This is a genomic window from Haloarchaeobius lipolyticus, from assembly GCF_051208015.1.
Classification (GTDB): Archaea; Halobacteriota; Halobacteria; order Halobacteriales; family Natrialbaceae; genus Haloarchaeobius.
In genome coordinates this window covers 465,978-482,286 of record NZ_JBPKGF010000003.1, presented here as the reverse complement: position 1 = coordinate 482,286, position 16,309 = coordinate 465,978, and the positions used below count along the sequence as shown (strand labels likewise).

Genomic DNA, 16,309 nt, shown 5'->3' with positions numbered 1-16,309 from the left:
GCCTCCCCCCACGATGCCCGATACACGAATCCGCACGTTCGACGCCGACACGCAGACCGGCCCCACCGAGCGTGAATCGACGGAAATCCAGACCTGTCCCGAGTGCAACGGCCGCCTCGCGAAGGACGAAGAGCACGGCGAGACCGTCTGCTCACAGTGTGGTCTCGTCGTCGAGACGGGCGGAATCGACCGCGGTCCGGAGTGGCGTGCGTTCGACTCCGCAGAGAAGGACGAGAAGTCCCGCGTCGGCGCACCGACGACGAAGATGATGCACGACAAAGGACTGTCCACCAGCATCGGCTGGCAGGACAAGGACGCCTACGGGCGTGCCCTCTCGAGCCGACAGCGCCGGAAGATGCAACGTCTCAGAACCTGGGACGAGCGTTTCCGCACCCGCGACTCCAAAGAGCGCAACCTGAAACAAGCCCTCGGCGAGATAGATCGGATGGCGAGCGCGCTCGGCTTGCCCGAGAACGTCCGCGAGACCGCGTCGGTCATCTACCGCCGCGCACTCGAAGACGACCTGTTGCCCGGGCGCTCCATCGAGGGCGTCGCGACGGCGTCGCTCTACGCGGCGGCCCGACAGGCCGGGACACCCCGGAGCCTCGACGAGGTCGCCGCGGTGAGCCGAGTCGACGACATGGAGTTCAAGCGGACCTACCGGTACATCGTCCGTGAACTCGGTCTGGAGGTACAGCCCGCAGACCCCGAGAGCTACGTCGCCCGGTTCGCGAGCGAGCTAGAGCTCTCGGACGAGGCAGAGATGCAGGCGCGAGAGCTGCTCCGCACCGCCAAGGAACAGGGACTCCACTCGGGGAAGTCCCCGGTCGGCCTCGCGGCCGCCGCCGTCTACGCCGGGTCGCTGCTCGTCAACGAGCGCGTCACCCAGAACGACGTCAGCGAAGCCGCCAACGTCAGCGAGGTCACCATCCGCAATCGGTACAAGGAGCTGCTCGAAGCGGCCGAGGCCGGCGAGCACACGGCCTGAAACCGGCCCGGTCGGCGGACCTGCGAATCACTTCTTCGGCGATCTCACACGGTAGATTGCCTCGAGGTCCAGCCCCGAGGCTTTCGCGTGCACTCCCGTTCTAACCGTTAACAACGGTAGGCGAATATTCGCCGTTCACGTTCAGCGTCCCGCGATTCAAGCGCACATCTACGGGTGCGCCTCCGTCATTTGCGTTTTGCCGACGACGAAGATACTGCAAACCGATGTTCTTGGAAGCGTTGTAGTCAGCGTGGTTCTCGTATCCACACTTCTGACAACGGAACGAGTCACCGGACCGATTGTCGCCGTGGGTAGACCTACACGTCGAACACCGCTTCGATGTGTTCCGAGGGTCAACCTGTACGACTTCCACGCCCTACTCCTCTGCTTTGTACTCGACGTACTCGTAGAGACGTCGGAACGCCCAGGCGTGTTGCCACGTCGCCTTCGGGATGTTCTCCCGAATGTGGGTCGAGTCCTCGAACACGATGTGCGAGCAGTCGTGTTCGACGGCCTCCTCGATGATTTCTGTGAAGACGCCGCGTCTCACGGTCTCACTCCCGCGACGCGACCGCGATGTCGTGCTCGGCGACGACCCGTGGAACCAGTGTGGTGATCGTGTCGCCCGCGTTCAGGTTCGTCGTGACCGCGACACCGACCTCTTCTCCGAGCGGAACCCGTGCCAGCAGGCCGTCGTCGAATCCCGTGACGACGAAGTTCAGCTGACCGAGCTGGACGAGCGACTCCTGGTAGGCGTCGCCCATCCGCGCATCCAGGCAGAGGTCGGATGCCAGCGCGTCGAGTTCGTGCTGGTCGTACTGTTCCCGCACCGTCTCGTGGACGTAGTGCAGTTCCAGAACCTCGCTGTTGTAGAACCCGACCATGCTCAGATCCGAGCCGAGTTCCGAACATAGTCGGTCGACCACCCCATCGGTCCGTTCGACTATCCGCTTTCTCGGACTGGTCTCGTCGGCGTACTGTGCGCGCGCCGGAGACTGCGTCGGACTGTCGTAACTCATCCCACAGTCGAACATTGTGGGTTCTGCATTAAAAAAACCGCGCAGGTCGTCTTCGAGCCGGCAGAATCGGCGGACGGGCCGACCGTGCTGCCGATTCGGTGTCGGCTCAGTCGTCGGCGACCACGACGACGTCTGGCGAATCGACGAGCAGTCGGTCGAGCGCGTCGACCATCGCGGAGACGCTCGCGCGGGTGATGTCCGCGTCGCTGTGGGCGACGGTGACGGTTCGGGAGCCGCGTTCCATCGTGACCTCGACGGTCACGACGGCGTTCGTCCCGCCCGTCACGGCGTCGACGTGGTACGAGGTGAGGTGCGCGTCGTCGAAGTCGGAGACCGCGGACCGGACGGCCGAGACCGCCGCGTCGACGGGGCCGGAGCCGGTTCCGCTGGCGACGACCTCCTCGCCGCCGACGTCCAGTCGGACGCTCGCGCTCGGGGTGTTGTGTCCGGAGGTGGCCGTGACCTCGAGCAGTTCGACCAGCCGGTCGCGCTCGTGGTCGGTCACGTCCTCCGCGATGGCGAGCAGGTCGGCGTCGGTGACGCGTTTGCCCCGCTCTGCCAGCTCTTTGACCCGTTCGACGACCAGGTCGAGTTCTTCGTCCGCGGGCTCGACGCCGTGTTCGGAGAGCACGGCACGCGCACCAGCGCGGCCGGTGTGCTTGCCGAGCACGATGCGGCGCTCGCGGCCGACCGTCTCCGGCGGATAGGGCTCGTACATCCGGTCGTCCTTGAGCGTCCCGTCGGTGTGGATGCCTGACTCGTGTGCGAACGCGTTCGCACCGGTCACTGCCTTGTTCGGGGCAGGTCGGACGCCCGTCGTCCGGGCGACGACCCGGCCGAGGTCGGCGAGTTGCGTCTTGTCCAGCGTCTCTACGCCGTAGACGTGCGAGAGCGCCATCACGACCTCCTCCAGCGCGACGTTTCCGGCACGCTCGCCGACGCCGTTGACCGTCGCGTGGACGAGGTCGGCACCGGCGTGTATCGCCGCGAGGGCGTTCGTCACGCCGAGGCCGAGGTCGTCGTGGGTGTGTGCGCTCGTCGGGCCGTGTGCCGCGAGCGTCTCGACGACTTCGGCGGTTCGCTCTGGACCCGCGTGGCCGACCGTGTCCGCGTAACAGACCCGGTCTGCGCCGGCGTCGACGGACGCCGCAGCCAGCTGGTCGAGGAACTCGAGGTCGGCCCGGGAGCCGTCCTCGCCGATGACCTCGACCCAGAGGCCGTGGTCCTTCGCGTACTCGACGAGATGGGAGGTCCGTTCGAGGACCGCCTCGCGCGAGGAGCCGACCTTCGTCTCGACGTGGCGGTCGCTGGCCGGCACGACGAGGTTGACGCCGTCGACGTCGCAGTCGAGCGCGTGGTCGACGTCGGCCTCGATGCCGCGGGCGAAGCTCGTCACCGTCGCGTCGAGGTTCTGGCGGGTAACCTTCCGGATGGTCGCCCGCTCTGCCCTGCCCGTGCAGGCGCTGCCGGCCTCCACGAAGGAGACTCCGGCCGCGTCGAGGGCCGTCGCTACGTCTACTTTCTCGTCGGGCGTCAACGAAACGCCCGGTGCCTGTTCGCCGTCTCGGAGCGTGGTGTCCAGGAATCGTACGTCAGAATCGGACAGCTGTGTGTGTTCGGGGGAACCCCCGAATAAATCGGTCACCGGTCATTGTGATTGCCATCTGGGCCGAAGGGAGCGACGGGGATAAGCACGGGCCGTCAGACAGGTCCGACTGTCGGACGTGCAAGAATTGACGATACCGTGGGCGGTCGCCGGTTCAGCCGGTCGTGGTCGCGGTCGTCTCGCCACGGTCGGCCCGGCCGGTCTGGTCGGTCTGGTCGGTCCGGTCGGTCTGGTCGGTCTGGTCGATCCGCTCGGTCTGGTCGATCCGCTCGGTCGTCCGGTAGGCCGGCCGGCCCTCCCGGTCGTCCTCGCTGGCGTTCTCCGTCCAGTCGTCGATCTCGGCGACGTACGGCCGTCCATCGTACCGGAGCAGCCACCGTTCTCCAGGGTACCGGGTCTCGAACCGGTCGTGCGTCCTGAGCCGGCCGAGCAGGTCGCCGTACGGCTCCGAGACGGGACTCCCCTCGTGGTAGCCGAGCCCATCGTCGCCGCCGTCGATGGCCGTCTGCAAGATCGTTCGCTGTCGGTCCGACAGGGCCGACCGCGGGAGGTCGAACTGGGCTTCGTCCCGCACCGACTGCAGGAACGACTCGACTGTCGGCGTCTCCCCGCCGAGTTCGTACCGGAATACCGTCCACTCGACCGACCGCTGGACGGAGACGGAGAGCCCGTAGGTCGCACCGTCGTACAGGAGGTACTCGTACTCCGACCGGGGGAGGACGACACCGTTCTCGTACGCGTCGTCGGGCGGGAAGACGCCGCCGCGCGACACCGGCTGGTCGTCGGCTACCCGCCGGAGCGAGTCCGGGCCGAGTTCGCGAATCAGCCGCTGCTCCATCGGTGAGAGCGCCTCGAACTCGACGACGGTCGCGCCGTCCGGGACGCTCCCGTCCGGGTCGTACGTGAGACGCACCCGGTAGCCCTCGCTGGTCTCGGTTCCGAGACGGGTCGTCTCGACGGTGTACATTCGTCCTCCACTCCGTACCTTCGTCCCGTCGGACAGCACGGGGTCGTCACGCCGGGAGCGATACGCGGTCGCCCCATCACTTCGTGCTCGTTCGAAGACGAGTCGCCGGCGGCCGCCGACCTCCGCTGCTGGTAGCGTCGTCAGGTCGAGGAGCCGGTCGTCGGTCGCGTCGGAGAGCTGGAGGTAGAGGTGCGGGGGAGGGTGACCACAGCCGGCCAGCCCGGTGGCGAGGGCGCTGGCAGCCGCGGCGAGGAACCGTCGTCGGTTCATGTCACACGACTGTGGTTAGCTGGTGAAAGTCTTGTGGTGAGGTCCGACGGAATGGTCGGGTAATCTCCTGAACGGGTCCTCGAAGATTCACGACAGGTCGCCGAATGGAGGGAAGTGACTGCCACCTACGACTCCAGCCGCACCAGATCCCCCGTCTCGACGCTGTCAGCCGCGCCAGCCGGAAGCTCGACGACGGTGTCGGCGGTCGCCCGCCCGAGTCCCACCCACGAGCGGAGCCGCTTCTTGTGGACCACCTCGCCGTCGACGAGCCAGAGCACGTCGAGCGGGAACGGGACGAACAGCATGTGGACGTCGCGTGGCTTCGGCTCGTCGAACCGGAACACGAGCGCGTAGTCGTCCGGGATGGACCGCCGGAACATCAGCCCCCTCGTCCTCGAGAACGTCGTCTCTGCCGTCTCAACATCGTTCGCCAGCGTCCGTTCTCCGCCACCCGCACTGTGGACCAGTCGCACGCAACCCGGTTCGAGGGGCTGTGGTAAAGCGATTGTCCCCGTTGCGGTCAGAACGGAACGTCGGAGAAGTCGTCTTTCATCGGCCCGGCCTCGGCGCCGACGCCGGTCTCGACGGTCACCTCGGTGAGTTCGGGGAACTGCGAGAGTAGGCGGGCGCGGACCGCCTCGATGGTCAGGTTGGAGATGCCGCAGCCGTCGCAGGCACCGGTGAGCAAGATGGTGACGGTCCCCGCGTCGGCGTCGAGATGGGCGACGTCGTAGCTCCCGCCGTGGAGCTCTATCTGCGGGAAGTTGCGTGCGAGGAACTGGCCGATGCGGTCTCTGAGCGCGTCCTCGTCGGTCATACCCGACGGGAGGGTGTGGACGGGCAAAGCCCTTCTCACTCGGCGACTCGGCACGAGCCGTGTGAGTGAATCCACCACAACCCATTAACCCCGGCCCGTCCCATTCTCTGTCATGCCCTACGATATCGAGCGGTATCTCCACATCCGGAGCGCCTCGAGCGCCTCCTTCGCTCCGGACGGCGAGCGACTCTCCTTCCTGATGGACACGACGGGCGTCTCGCAGGTCTGGACCATCGACGGACCGGGAAGGTGGCCGGACCAGCGGACCTTCTTCGACGAGCGCGTCACCTTCGCCTCGTGGTCACCCGTCAACGACGAGCTCGTCTTCGGGATGGACCGGGGTGGGAACGAGCGCCAGCAGTTCTACCGGCTCTCCGGCGACGGCGGCGGGGAGGTCAACCTGACCCAGCACCCGGACGCGAAGCACCGCTGGGGCGGCTGGAGCCACGACGGCGAGTGGTTCGCGTTCACCTCGAACCGGCGCAGCCAGGGCGTCTTCGACGTGTACGTCCAGGGTCGCGACGAGGTCGGCAACGAGGCGCATCTCGTCTACGAGGGTGACGGCTGGCTCACGGTGGGTGGCTGGAGCCCGGACGACAGCCGCCTGCTCGTCTCGCAAGCGTACTCGAACTTCGACCAGGACCTCTACGTGCTCGACGTGGAATCGGGCGACCTCGAACACGTCACGCCCCACGAGGGCGACGTCCGGTACTACAGCGCCGAGTGGTCGGCAGACGGGAAGGCACTGTACGTCTCGACCGACGTGGACTCGGACACGCTCTACCTCGCCCGCCTCGACCTCGACAGCTACGAACTGGAGACCGTGGTCGACGGCGGCGACTACAACGTCGACGGCATCGCGCTCGACCACGACTCGAACCGGTTCGTCTACTCGCGCAACGTCGACGGCTACACCGAACTGACGGTGGGTCGGTTCACCGGGCCGACCGAGTTCGAGACGTTCCCCGCACCCGACCTCCCGGGCGGTATCGCAGGCGGCGTCTCGTGGGGGCCGGATGCCGAGCGGTTCGCCATCACGGCGACGGGGGCGGCGGTCAACACGAACGTCTACGTCGTCGAGACCGAGACCGGACAGACCGAGCGCTGGACCTACGCGGCGACGGCGGGCATCCCGGAGGAGAGCTTCCGAGAGCCGGAACTCGTCCACGTCGAGAGCTTCGACGGGCTGGAGGTACCGGGCTTCCTGACGCTGCCCGAGTCCTACGACGACGGGAAGGTCCCGGTCATCGTCTCCATCCACGGCGGCCCCGAGTCCCAGCGCCGGCCGTCGTTCAACCCCGTCAAGCAGTACTTCTGCAACCGGGGGTACGCGTACTTCGAGCCGAACGTCCGGGGCTCCTCCGGCTACGGGAAGGCCTACGGCCACCTCGACGACGTGCGAAAGCGGATGGACTCCGTCGCCGACATCGAAGCCTGCGTCGAGTGGCTGCACGACCACCCCGCCATCGACGACGACCGGCTCGTCGCCATGGGAGGTTCCTACGGCGGGTTCATGGTACTCGCGTGTCTCACGGAGTATCCCGACCTGTGGGCCGCCGGTGTCGACGTGGTCGGCATCGCGAACTTCGTCACTTTCCTCGAGAACACGGGCGAGTGGCGACGTAAGCTCCGCGAGGCCGAGTACGGCTCGCTGGAGAACGACCGGGAGTTCCTCGAGTCCATCTCGCCCATCAACAACATCGAGGCCATCCGCGCCCCGCTGTTCGTCATCCACGGCGAGAACGACCCGCGCGTCCCGGTGGGAGAGGCCCACCAGATCGTCGAGAAGGCGCGCGACCAGGGCGTCCCCGTCCGCGAACTCATCTTCGAGGACGAGGGCCACGGCCTCTCGAAGCTGGAGAACCGCATCGAGGCGTACTCCGCGGTCGCGGAGTTCCTCGACGAACACGTCTGAACCGAGAGCGGTCGAGCCCAGCAGTTCTCCTCGCTCGACCGCGTCAACCGCACGCCGGTAGCCTCTTGTGACAGTCAGCCGACCGTCAGGTCATGGAACTGCGAGAGTTCGCCGTCGGGCTCGTCGTCGGGACGATACTCGTCGCCGTGCTCGCCGTCGGCGTCGGCTGGGAGGCGGTTCTCGGCCATCTCCTCGCGGCCGACCGTCCCACGCTGGTCCTCGTGCTCCTCGCCTCGCTCGCGACGGTCGGCTCCTACGCCGCGGCGAACTACGTCCTCGTCCGGACGGTTCCCGGCGCACCCGGCCCCGGCAAGTTCGTCGTCCTCTACCTCGCCGGCGTCTTCGCCAAGCAAGCGCTCCCGCTCGGCAACGCCGGTGGCCCGGCCCTCCTCGCCTACGTCATCTCTCGGTACTCCGACGCGGCGGTCGAGCGGACCCTGCTGGCGACCACCGTCGCCGGCATCGTCAGCTTCGGCGCGAGTGCACTCGTCGCCGGCGTCGGCTTCATCGCGGTCGCGATGACCAGGCCCGTCCCCGGCTGGGTCCTCCAGCTGGTCGCGCTGGGGACGCTCGGGGTCGCCGTCGCCGTGGCGGCCGTGGTCGGCCTCGCACTCGAACCGGGCGCGCTCGAGACCGCAGCCAGGCGGGTCGCGGCCGCGGCCCACGAACTCCTCGGACCGCACTCCGCCAGACTCCACGAGGCGCTCGCGCCGGCGGTCGTCGGCGAGCGCATCGACCGGTTCGTCGAGACCGGTGAGAGCGTCGCCCGGACGCCCGGAACGGTCGCGCTCTCGTTCGCGCTCTCGCTGGTCGGCTGGACGTTCGCCGCGGTGACCCTGTCGCTCTCGCTGGTCGCGGTCGACCTGCCGCCCGACCTCGCGGCGACGACCGTCGCCGTCCCGCTCTCCGGGGTCGCACTCGGCGTCCCGCTCCCGGGCGGGCTCGGCGGCGTGGAGGTCACGCTGGCAGGGCTCGTCGCCGTGCTCGGTGGCGCGAACGCCCAGGCGGTCGGCGCGGCGGTCGTCGTCTTTCGCGTCGCGACGTTCTGGTTCCGGCTCGGGCTGGGCGGCGTCGCCGCGCTGCTCACGTTGGGTAGTCTCGGTATCGGGACCGCGGCGCTCGCGGAGGTCGAGGTTCCGGTCGAAGAGGAGGTCGAAGAGAAGTGAGTATCTCCTCGCTCAGTCGATGACGCCGGTCTTCGTCGCCACTTCGCGGGCCGCCCGCTCGTTCATTCCGTCGCCCAGAATCGTATAGCGGTCCCGAATCTGGTGACAGGTGGTCAGTGCCTCGACGACCGTCTCGGCCGGGACGCCGAGCTCGCGCGCCGTCGTCGGCGCGTCGATGCTCCGCAGGGCGTCGCGGATGTCGGTCCAGATGCCGCGGTCGCCCTCGTGGAGGTAGGCCGTCATGATGGAGCCGACGCCGACCTGGTGGCCGTGCAGGGCGGGGTCGTCCGCGATGCGGTCGAGCTGGTGGGAGAACAGGTGCTCCGCCCCGGACGCGGGGCGCGAGGAGCCGGCGATGGACATCGCGACGCCGGAGGAGACGAGCGCCTTCGTGACCACCCACGCGGACTCCTCGAGTCCAGGCTTGACGAGTCCGGCGTTGTCGACGAGTATCTCGGCGGTCATCTCCGAGAGCGCGGCCGCGTACTCCGAGTACTCGACGTTCTGGAGCCGGTTGGCGAGCCGCCAGTCCATCACGGCGGTGTAGTTCGAGATGATGTCGGCACAGCCCGCAGTCGTCAGCTCCCACGGCGCCTCGGCGAGCAGTTCGGTGTCCGCGACGACCGCCAGCGGCGGGTCCGCGGCGACCGAGTGGCGGGTGTCACCCTCGGGGACCGACCCCCGCCCCGACACGATGCCGTCGTGGCTCGCCGCCGTCGGGACCGAGACGAAGCCGCGGCCGATGTGGTCGGCGGCCATCTTCGCGATGTCGATGGCCTTCCCGCCGCCGACGCCGAGCAGGAAGCCGGCGTCCATCTCCTCTGCGACCGCGATGACCTTCTCGACCGACTCGAAGCTCGCCGTGTCGACGACGACCGTCTCCGACTCGAGTCCCTGCGCTGCGAACTGCTCGGCGATGGCCTCGCCGGCGATCTTCCGCGGGGTCGGACTCGTCACGATGAGTGGCCGCCCGTGGAGGTGGAGGTCGTCCACCGCCTCGGCCGTCCGGTCGAGGACGCCGTGGCCCACCACCACGTTGCGTGGCAGCCGGATCCACGTCGATTTGTCGAACATACCCAAACTCTCACCGGGAGGTGGGAAAGGAGTTACGCGATTGTGGAGGTGTGCCGAATCGTTCGGCTGAATCGTCAGAACCGCGCTGGTGCGCGCTGAACTCGCGGCCGAACACCGTGAGGCGGCGAGTTCGAAGCCGCGCGAGGTCTGTACGAGTATACGTGTGAAGGCACGTGAGAGCTCGCTCTCACGGGGGACGACCGACGCGACCGGAGCGAAGCGACGGGAGCAGAGGGAGTCGGTTGGGGAGGTGAGCGAGGCGGCGGAGCCGCCTCGTGGCGAACTGCTGGCTCCGCCGGCCGTGAGCAGTGGTGTGAAAGCGGTCTCGTTTCCGTTGTGAGTCGCTGTAAAAAGACCGACTCGAAATCGTCGACCGTTGTTCGGACTGAAACGCCGCTCACGAACCAAATTCAGATTGATACTACCGATATCAGGCCGGGTAGCCGATGAAGAACCGCCGCTGCACCAGCAGCCCGTCCTCCTCGAACGACAGGACGAGCCAGTTGCCGTCGTCGGAGTACTCGTAGTCGAGGTAGTCCTCGGGGCAGTAGTCGACGACGTGACCGGCATCGTCATCGTGCACACGGAAGGTCGGTTTCTCCCCCTTCATGCGAGGGGTTGGTGCCAGGAGGGTATAGCCAGTATCGCCGGTTCGCTGGGGAGTTCGCCGCCGTCCGAGCGCTCGCTCTCGATTCCGCCCTACTGCGCCGACCTACAGTGCCGACCTACAGCGTGTCCAACACGCCCAGCACGCGCTCCTCGTTCTCCCGGCCGGGGTCGTGCTCCGACCCGTCGCGGTCGGAGTCGAGGTGGTCGTCGACGGCGGCCTGCATCGCGTCTTCCAGCGGCGTCGACTCCCAGCCGAGGCTCGCGAGCTTGGTCGTGTCGAGGACGTGCGGGTAGTCCCGGTAAAGCACGTACTCCTCCCCGGAGAGGTCGCCGATGGAGAGTTCGCGTTCGGAGGCGTGGACGACCTCGACATCCTCACCGAGGCTATCGGCGATCAGCTCGACCATCTCCTCGAGCGTGACGAGCCGCTGGTCCCCGACGTTGTAGACCTCGCCTGCCTCCCCCTCCTCGGCGACGATTCGCAGGGCGCTGGCCACGTCCTCGACGTAGGCCCGGTGCCAGACGTTGGTGCCGTCGCCCGGAACCACGATTCGGTCGTACTCGTTCACCCGGGAGACCCAGAAGTCCAGGCGTTCGGTGTAGTCGTGGGGCCCGTAGACGATGCAGGGGCGGACCGCCATCGCGTTCACGCCGTTCTCGGCGGCCGCGAAGACGGCGCGGTCGCCCTCTGCCTTCCGGTTGCCGTAGGTCTCGTCCGATTCGTCGGTCGCCTGCTCGTCGGTGCAGTCGCGGAGCGGGGTCACGCCCTCGCGCTTGGGTATCTCCTCGCGGCCGTAGGAGTCGCCCGAGGAGATGTAGACGTAGGCGTCGACGTCGGAGAAGACCCGGCACGCCTGCCGGACGTCCCGCGGGTGGTACGCGACGCAGTCGATGACGACGTCGGGGTCGGCCTCCCGGGCGGCGACGGCGAGGTCGGCGTCGTCTGTTCGGTCGCCCTCGACGTGGGTGACGCGGTCGTCGGACTCGAAGGGGTTCTCGTGGTTGCCGCGGTTGAAGATGGTGACCTCGTAGTCGTGGTCCAGTAGCTCAGAGACCGTGTGGCGGCCGATGAAGCGGGTGCCGCCGATGACGAGTGCCGTGTCCATGCACGGGACGTCGGGAGGCGCGAGAAAAACGGTGGTGATTGCGGCCAGCCGACGGTCGTTGCTCTCGCTGGCGAATCAGTCGTCGCTGTGTGCGAACCCGGGTGCAGTCTGGTCGCCACCAGCGAGGGCGCTCTCGGGGAGCGTCTCGCGGACGTCCTCTGCGTCCTCCTCGGTGAGCACGCGCTCGTAGGCATCGGGCATCACCTTCACGAACGAGTCGAGGGCGGCCTCCCAGTCGTCGAGCAGTGCCCGCCCGCGGTCGGAGTCGGTGTAGGCGACGTGGTTCTCGACGAGGCGGCGGAGCATCGTCGCGTCGCGCTGGTCGAGGTCGGACTCGAGGTGGACCATGCCGGTGTTGACGCGGCCGTCGAACTCGCCATCCGGGTCGTAGACGTAGGCGACGCCGCCGGACATCCCCGCGGCGAAGTTCTTGCCCGTCTCGCCCAGCACGGCGACGACGCCGCCGGTCATGTACTCGCAGCCGTGGTCGCCGACGCCCTCGACAACGGCGGTCGCGCCGGAGTTGCGGACGCCGAAGCGCTCGCCCGCGACCCCGTTGACGTAACACTCGCCCCCGGTCGCGCCGTAGAGCGCGACGTTGCCGATGGCGACGTTCCGGTCTGGGTCGTAACCCGCGTCACCTGGCGTCTCGACGGCGATTCGACCACCCGAGAGGCCCTTCCCCACGTGGTCGTTCGCCCCGCCGACGAGGTGGAGCGCGACGCCGGGTGCCAGGAACGCACCGAAGGACTGGCCGGCCGTGCCGCGGAGGGTCACGTTGACCGTGTCCGCCGGGAGCCCGTCCTCGCCGTACTCGCTGGAGATGGCGTTCGAGAGCATTGCACCGACGGCGCGGTCGGTGTTCGAGACCTCGCCCGCGAGGCCGACCGGCTGGCCGCGCTCGACGGCTTCTGCGGCGTCCTCGAGCAGCGTGTGGTCGAGGTGGTCGTCGAGTTCGTGGTCCTGTTCGCGGACCTTGCGGCGCGGACCCGACCCGACGTCCGCGAGGAGCGGGGAGAGGTCGAGCTTACCCGCCTTCGCGTGGTCGGTCTCGCGCTGGGTCAGACAGTCGACGCGGCCGATGGCCTCCTCGACCGTCTCGAAGCCCAGTTCTGCCAGTATCTCGCGAAGCTCCTGCGCGATGAACGTCATGTAGTTGATGACGTGCTCGGGCTGGCCGGGGAAGCGCTCGCGGAGGTCCTCGCGCTGGGTCGCGACGCCGACCGGACAGGTGTTCTTGTGGCACTGGCGGGCCATCACGCAGCCGGAGGTGACGAGCGGGGCGGTGCCGAAGACGTACTCCTCGGCGCCGAGCAGGGCGGCGACGGCCACGTCGCGGCCGGTCTTCATACCGCCGTCGGTGCTGACGCGGATGCGGTCGCGCAGGCCGGTCTGGCGGAGCATCTGGGTCGCCTCGGCGAGGCCGAGCTCCCACGGGAGGCCGGCGTGCTTGATGGAGGTCCGGGGCGAGGCGCCCGTGCCACCGGAGTGGCCCGAGATGTGGACCACGTCGGCGTTCGCCTTCGCGACGCCGGCCGCGATGGTGCCGATGCCCGCCTCGGAGACGAGCTTGACGTTGATGTCTGCGTCCGGGCTCGCCGCCTTCAGGTCGAAGATGAGCTGCTTGAGGTCCTCGATGGAGTAGATGTCGTGCAGCGGCGGCGGCGAGATGAGGCCGACGCCGGGCGTCGCCTTCCGGACGTGGGCGATCATCTCGTTGACCTTCTCTCCGGGGAGGTGGCCGCCTTCACCGGGCTTCGAGCCCTGCGCCATCTTTATCTGGAGCTCGTCGGCCTCGGCGAGGTAGGTGGAGGTGACGCCGAAGCGGCCGGAAGCGACCTGCTTGACGGTGCACTCCTTCTCCGTGCCGAAGCGCTCCGGCGGTTCGCCGCCCTCGCCGGAGTTCGACTTGCCGCCGATGCGGTTCATCGCGATGGAGTTGTTCTCGTGTGCCTCGGGCGAGAGGCTCCCGAGGCTCATCGCGGCCGTCGAGAAGCGCTCGACGATATCGTGGATGGGTTCGACGTCCTCGACGGGGATGGACTCGCGGTCGGACTCGAAGTCGAGCAGGCCGCGGAGCGTCTGGAGCTGTTCGGACTGGTCGTTGACCATGGCCGCGAACTCCCGGTAGCGCTCGTAGTCGCCGCTCCTGACCGACTGTTGGAGCGCGCCGACGGTCTTCGGGTTCCACTGGTGGTGGAGGCCGCCGGAGCGGTGTTCGAACTCGCCGGAGCGGTCGAGCTGTGGGTCCTCGCCGAAGGCGACAGCGTGGCGCTCGCGGAGGTCGGCCTCGACGTCGTCGATACCGATTCCCTCCGTGCGGTTCTCGGTGCCCTCGAAGTACTCCGCGACGAAGTCGGAGTTCAGCCCGACTGCCTCGAATATCTGGGCACCCTGGTAGCTCTCGACCGTCGAGATTCCCATCTTCGCCATCGTCTTGAGCAGTCCCTGCTCGACCGCGCCGATGTATGCCTCGATTGCCTGTTCCAGGTCCGCCCCGTCCGCGCCTGCCGTGATGTCCGCGATGGACTGGAACGCCAGGTACGGGTTGACGGCGTCTGCACCGTAGCCGACGAGGGTCGCGACGTGGTGGACCGTCCGCGGGTCGCCCGACTCGACCACGACGCCGGCCCGGTTCCGCAGGCCGTTACGGACGAGATGGTGGTGGACCGCACCCATCGCGAGCAGTGCGGGGACCTGCAGCCGGTCCTCGCCGAGGTTGCGGTCCGAGAGCACGACCACGTCTGCACCGTCGCGGATGGCGGCTGCAGCGTCCTCGCGGACCCGTTCGACCGCCGATTCGAGGTCGGTCTCCGGCGCGAACGTGGTATCGACCGTCGCGGAGGAGAGCCCGTTCGTAGACAGGTCCTTGACAGCTGCCAGCTCCGCATCGGTGAACACGGGCGAGTCGGCGACGAGCTGACGGGCGTGTTCCGGCGACTCCGAGAGCAGGTTCCGCTGGTTCCCGAGTCGCGTCTCCAGGGACGTGACGAGCTCCTCGCGGATGTAGTCGAGCGGCGGGTTCGTCACCTGCGCGAACAGCTGCTTGAAGTACGAGAACAGCGGCCGGTTGTAGTCCGAGAGGACCGACAGTGGCGTGTCGTCGCCCATCGAGCCGACCGGGTCCTTCCCCTTCGTCGCCATGGGTTCGATGAGCTGGTCGAGCTCGTCGTGGGTGTAGCCGAAGGCGGCCTGTGCGGCGCGGAGGTCGCCCTCGAAGGCGCCGGGAGCCGACGACCCCGTGGCTGACGCGCCAGCGTCGTCGTCGGACCTGGCCGACACCTCGCCCTCCGCCGACACCTCGTCCGCGAGGCTGACCTGCTCCTTCCGGACCCACTCGCCGTAGCGCTCGTCCGTCAGCTCGTCGAAGACCTCGCTGTCGGGGACGATGCGCCCCTCGGTCGGGTCCGCGAGGAACAGCTGGCCGGGCTTGAGCCGGCCGCGCTCGCGAATCTCCGACTCGTCGAGCGAGAGTGCACCGGCCTCGCTGGCCAGCACGAGCCGGTCGTCGGTCGTGACGTCGTAGCGGCACGGCCGGAGCCCGTTCCGGTCGAGGACGGCACCGACCCGGTCGCCGTCGGTCGCTGCGACGAGCGCGGGCCCGTCCCACGGCTCGACGAGCGAGGCGTGGAAGTCGTAGAACTCCTTTCTGTCCTGTGGCATCTCGTCGTCGTCGCGCCACGCCTCGGGCACGAGCATCCGGAGGGCGTGGGGCAGGTCGCGCTCCTGGGTGAGGAGCTGGAGGGCGTCGTCCACGCTCGCGGTGTCGGACTGGTCGGGGTCGCCGATGATGGGCGAGACGGCGTCGAGGTCGAGCTGGTCGCTCTCGAGGTCGTTCTCGCGTGCCCGCATCCAGTTCACGTTGCCCTGGATGGTGTTGAACTCGCCGTTGTGGACGATGCCCCGGTAGGGGTGGGCGAGGTGCCACGCGCCGAGGGTGTTCGTCGAGAACCGTTCGTGGACCATCGCGAACGTCGAGTCGAGACGCTCGTCGCGGAGGTCGGCGTAGTAATTCGGAAGCTGTTCGCCCGTCAGCAGCCCCTTGTAGACGATGGTCTTCCGGTCGAGCGAGCAGACGTAGAACCGTTCTGCGCCCTCGATTCCTGCGTCGTCGACGCGCGTCTCGACCACGCGGCGGGCCTCGTAGAGCATCGTGTCGAAGGAATCCGCAGAGATACCCGCGTCGGCCGGCGCGACCACGCACTGCCAGACGTCGGGTTCGGAGTCGAGCGCGGTCTGGCCGAGGCCGTCGTTGTCGGTCGGGACGTCGCGCCAGTGCAGCACGTCGATACCGCGGTCCTCGAGCGTCTCGGCGACGAGCGACTGGAGTCGCTCGCGAGTGTCGGCGTCCTGTGGGAAGAAGAGAGAACCGACCGCGTACGTCTCGGGAAGAGCCTCAGGGACGATGCTCGCGAAGAAGTCGTCCGGCCGTTGCAGCAGGACACCCGCGCCGTCGCCCGTGTTCGGTTCCGCGCCGGTCGTACCGCGATGTTCGAGGTTCTCGAGGAGCTGGAGCGCGTCGGCGACGACGTCGTGGCCCCGCCCGCCGTGAAGGTTCATCACCAACCCAACGCCGCAGTTGGATCGCTCGTCCGCAGGGTCCGCGAGTCCGTCGCTCGCGGTGGCTGACCGGTGTGGCTGAGTCATGTCTACATGGGGCACAGACTCGTATAAGAGCGTACTCCTCAATGACTAAATGTATTATTAACACATACTCATGGATATAAGGAGTATATGTGGACTCGATTCGAGAACGGAGTCAATAAAGAAAG

Annotated in this window: 12 protein-coding genes and 1 pseudogene; 3 read left to right on the top strand and 10 right to left on the bottom strand. The window is 67.9% G+C overall.

What is annotated here, in order from left to right; translation table 11 throughout:
- Positions 1-13: 13 nt before the first annotated feature.
- Positions 14-988 (top strand): transcription initiation factor IIB, encoded by a 975-nt coding sequence (locus ACSC1Y_RS12180; protein WP_435335134.1) that lies wholly within the window; start codon positions 14-16, stop codon positions 986-988.
- 44 nt (positions 989-1,032) lie between these two features.
- Here the strand turns inward: ACSC1Y_RS12180 and ACSC1Y_RS12175 are convergent.
- The 6 genes and pseudogenes from ACSC1Y_RS12175 to ACSC1Y_RS12150 all read right to left on the bottom strand — a co-directional run.
- Positions 1,033-1,526, bottom strand: a pseudogene (locus ACSC1Y_RS12175) (zinc ribbon domain-containing protein); the annotation flags it as partial.
- A 16-nt stretch (positions 1,527-1,542) separates the two neighbouring features.
- Positions 1,543-2,007: a DUF7522 family protein gene (locus ACSC1Y_RS12170; RefSeq protein ID WP_435335132.1), complete on the bottom strand. Its 465-nt coding sequence runs from the start codon at positions 2,005-2,007 to the stop codon at positions 1,543-1,545.
- Positions 2,008-2,113: 106 nt separating this feature from the next.
- On the bottom strand, positions 2,114-3,652 hold the full coding sequence (locus ACSC1Y_RS12165) for a 2-isopropylmalate synthase (protein WP_435335130.1): 1,539 nt from the start codon (positions 3,650-3,652) through the stop codon (positions 2,114-2,116).
- A gap of 115 nt (positions 3,653-3,767) precedes the next feature.
- Positions 3,768-4,850 carry a hypothetical protein gene (locus ACSC1Y_RS12160; RefSeq protein WP_435335129.1) on the bottom strand — a complete coding sequence of 361 codons (1,083 nt, stop codon included), beginning with the start codon at positions 4,848-4,850 and terminating at the stop codon, positions 3,768-3,770.
- A 125-nt stretch (positions 4,851-4,975) separates the two neighbouring features.
- Positions 4,976-5,323, bottom strand: coding sequence for a DUF192 domain-containing protein (locus ACSC1Y_RS12155; RefSeq protein ID WP_435335128.1), 348 nt, complete (start codon positions 5,321-5,323; stop codon positions 4,976-4,978).
- 47 nt (positions 5,324-5,370) lie between these two features.
- A complete protein-coding gene (locus tag ACSC1Y_RS12150) occupies positions 5,371-5,667 on the bottom strand; it encodes a NifU family protein (protein ID WP_435335127.1) in 297 nt (98 codons plus the stop codon).
- A 112-nt stretch (positions 5,668-5,779) separates the two neighbouring features.
- On the opposite strand from ACSC1Y_RS12150, the gene ACSC1Y_RS12145 reads away from it, so the two are divergent.
- A complete protein-coding gene (locus ACSC1Y_RS12145) occupies positions 5,780-7,582 on the top strand; it encodes a S9 family peptidase (RefSeq protein WP_435335126.1) in 1,803 nt (600 codons plus the stop codon).
- Positions 7,583-7,674: 92 nt separating this feature from the next.
- Positions 7,675-8,748 (top strand): flippase-like domain-containing protein, encoded by a 1,074-nt coding sequence (locus ACSC1Y_RS12140; protein ID WP_435335125.1) that lies wholly within the window; start codon positions 7,675-7,677, stop codon positions 8,746-8,748.
- A 12-nt stretch (positions 8,749-8,760) separates the two neighbouring features.
- Here ACSC1Y_RS12140 and ACSC1Y_RS12135 read toward each other — a convergent pair whose 3' ends face one another.
- The 4 genes from ACSC1Y_RS12135 to gltB all read right to left on the bottom strand — a co-directional run bounded on the left by ACSC1Y_RS12135 (position 8,761) and on the right by gltB (position 16,184).
- Positions 8,761-9,822 (bottom strand): NAD(P)-dependent glycerol-1-phosphate dehydrogenase, encoded by a 1,062-nt coding sequence (locus ACSC1Y_RS12135; RefSeq protein ID WP_435335124.1) that lies wholly within the window; start codon positions 9,820-9,822, stop codon positions 8,761-8,763.
- Between the two features lie 430 nt (positions 9,823-10,252).
- Entirely contained in the window at positions 10,253-10,432 is a 180-nt protein-coding gene (locus tag ACSC1Y_RS12130) for a hypothetical protein (RefSeq protein ID WP_435335123.1), read from the bottom strand.
- 115 nt (positions 10,433-10,547) lie between these two features.
- Positions 10,548-11,537 carry an NAD-dependent epimerase/dehydratase family protein gene (locus ACSC1Y_RS12125; protein WP_435335121.1) on the bottom strand — a complete coding sequence of 330 codons (990 nt, stop codon included), beginning with the start codon at positions 11,535-11,537 and terminating at the stop codon, positions 10,548-10,550.
- A 75-nt stretch (positions 11,538-11,612) separates the two neighbouring features.
- Positions 11,613-16,184 carry a glutamate synthase large subunit gene (gene gltB / locus ACSC1Y_RS12120; RefSeq protein WP_435335120.1) on the bottom strand — a complete coding sequence of 1,524 codons (4,572 nt, stop codon included), beginning with the start codon at positions 16,182-16,184 and terminating at the stop codon, positions 11,613-11,615.
- Between the last annotated feature and the right edge of the window lie 125 nt (positions 16,185-16,309).

Excerpts from the sequence above, each read along its gene's own strand:
- gltB (WP_435335120.1), bottom strand. The coding sequence starts at position 16,184 with ATGACTCAGCCACACCGGTCAGCCACCGCGAGCGACGGACTCGCGGAC.
- ACSC1Y_RS12180 (WP_435335134.1), top strand. The coding sequence starts at position 14 with ATGCCCGATACACGAATCCGCACGTTCGACGCCGACACGCAGACCGGC.
- ACSC1Y_RS12130 (WP_435335123.1), bottom strand. The coding sequence starts at position 10,432 with ATGAAGGGGGAGAAACCGACCTTCCGTGTGCACGATGACGATGCCGGT.
- ACSC1Y_RS12145 (WP_435335126.1), top strand. The coding sequence starts at position 5,780 with ATGCCCTACGATATCGAGCGGTATCTCCACATCCGGAGCGCCTCGAGC.
- ACSC1Y_RS12150 (WP_435335127.1), bottom strand. The coding sequence starts at position 5,667 with ATGACCGACGAGGACGCGCTCAGAGACCGCATCGGCCAGTTCCTCGCA.
- ACSC1Y_RS12125 (WP_435335121.1), bottom strand. The coding sequence starts at position 11,537 with ATGGACACGGCACTCGTCATCGGCGGCACCCGCTTCATCGGCCGCCAC.
- ACSC1Y_RS12160 (WP_435335129.1), bottom strand. The coding sequence starts at position 4,850 with ATGAACCGACGACGGTTCCTCGCCGCGGCTGCCAGCGCCCTCGCCACC.
- ACSC1Y_RS12170 (WP_435335132.1), bottom strand. The coding sequence starts at position 2,007 with ATGAGTTACGACAGTCCGACGCAGTCTCCGGCGCGCGCACAGTACGCC.
- ACSC1Y_RS12140 (WP_435335125.1), top strand. The coding sequence starts at position 7,675 with ATGGAACTGCGAGAGTTCGCCGTCGGGCTCGTCGTCGGGACGATACTC.
- ACSC1Y_RS12135 (WP_435335124.1), bottom strand. The coding sequence starts at position 9,822 with ATGTTCGACAAATCGACGTGGATCCGGCTGCCACGCAACGTGGTGGTG.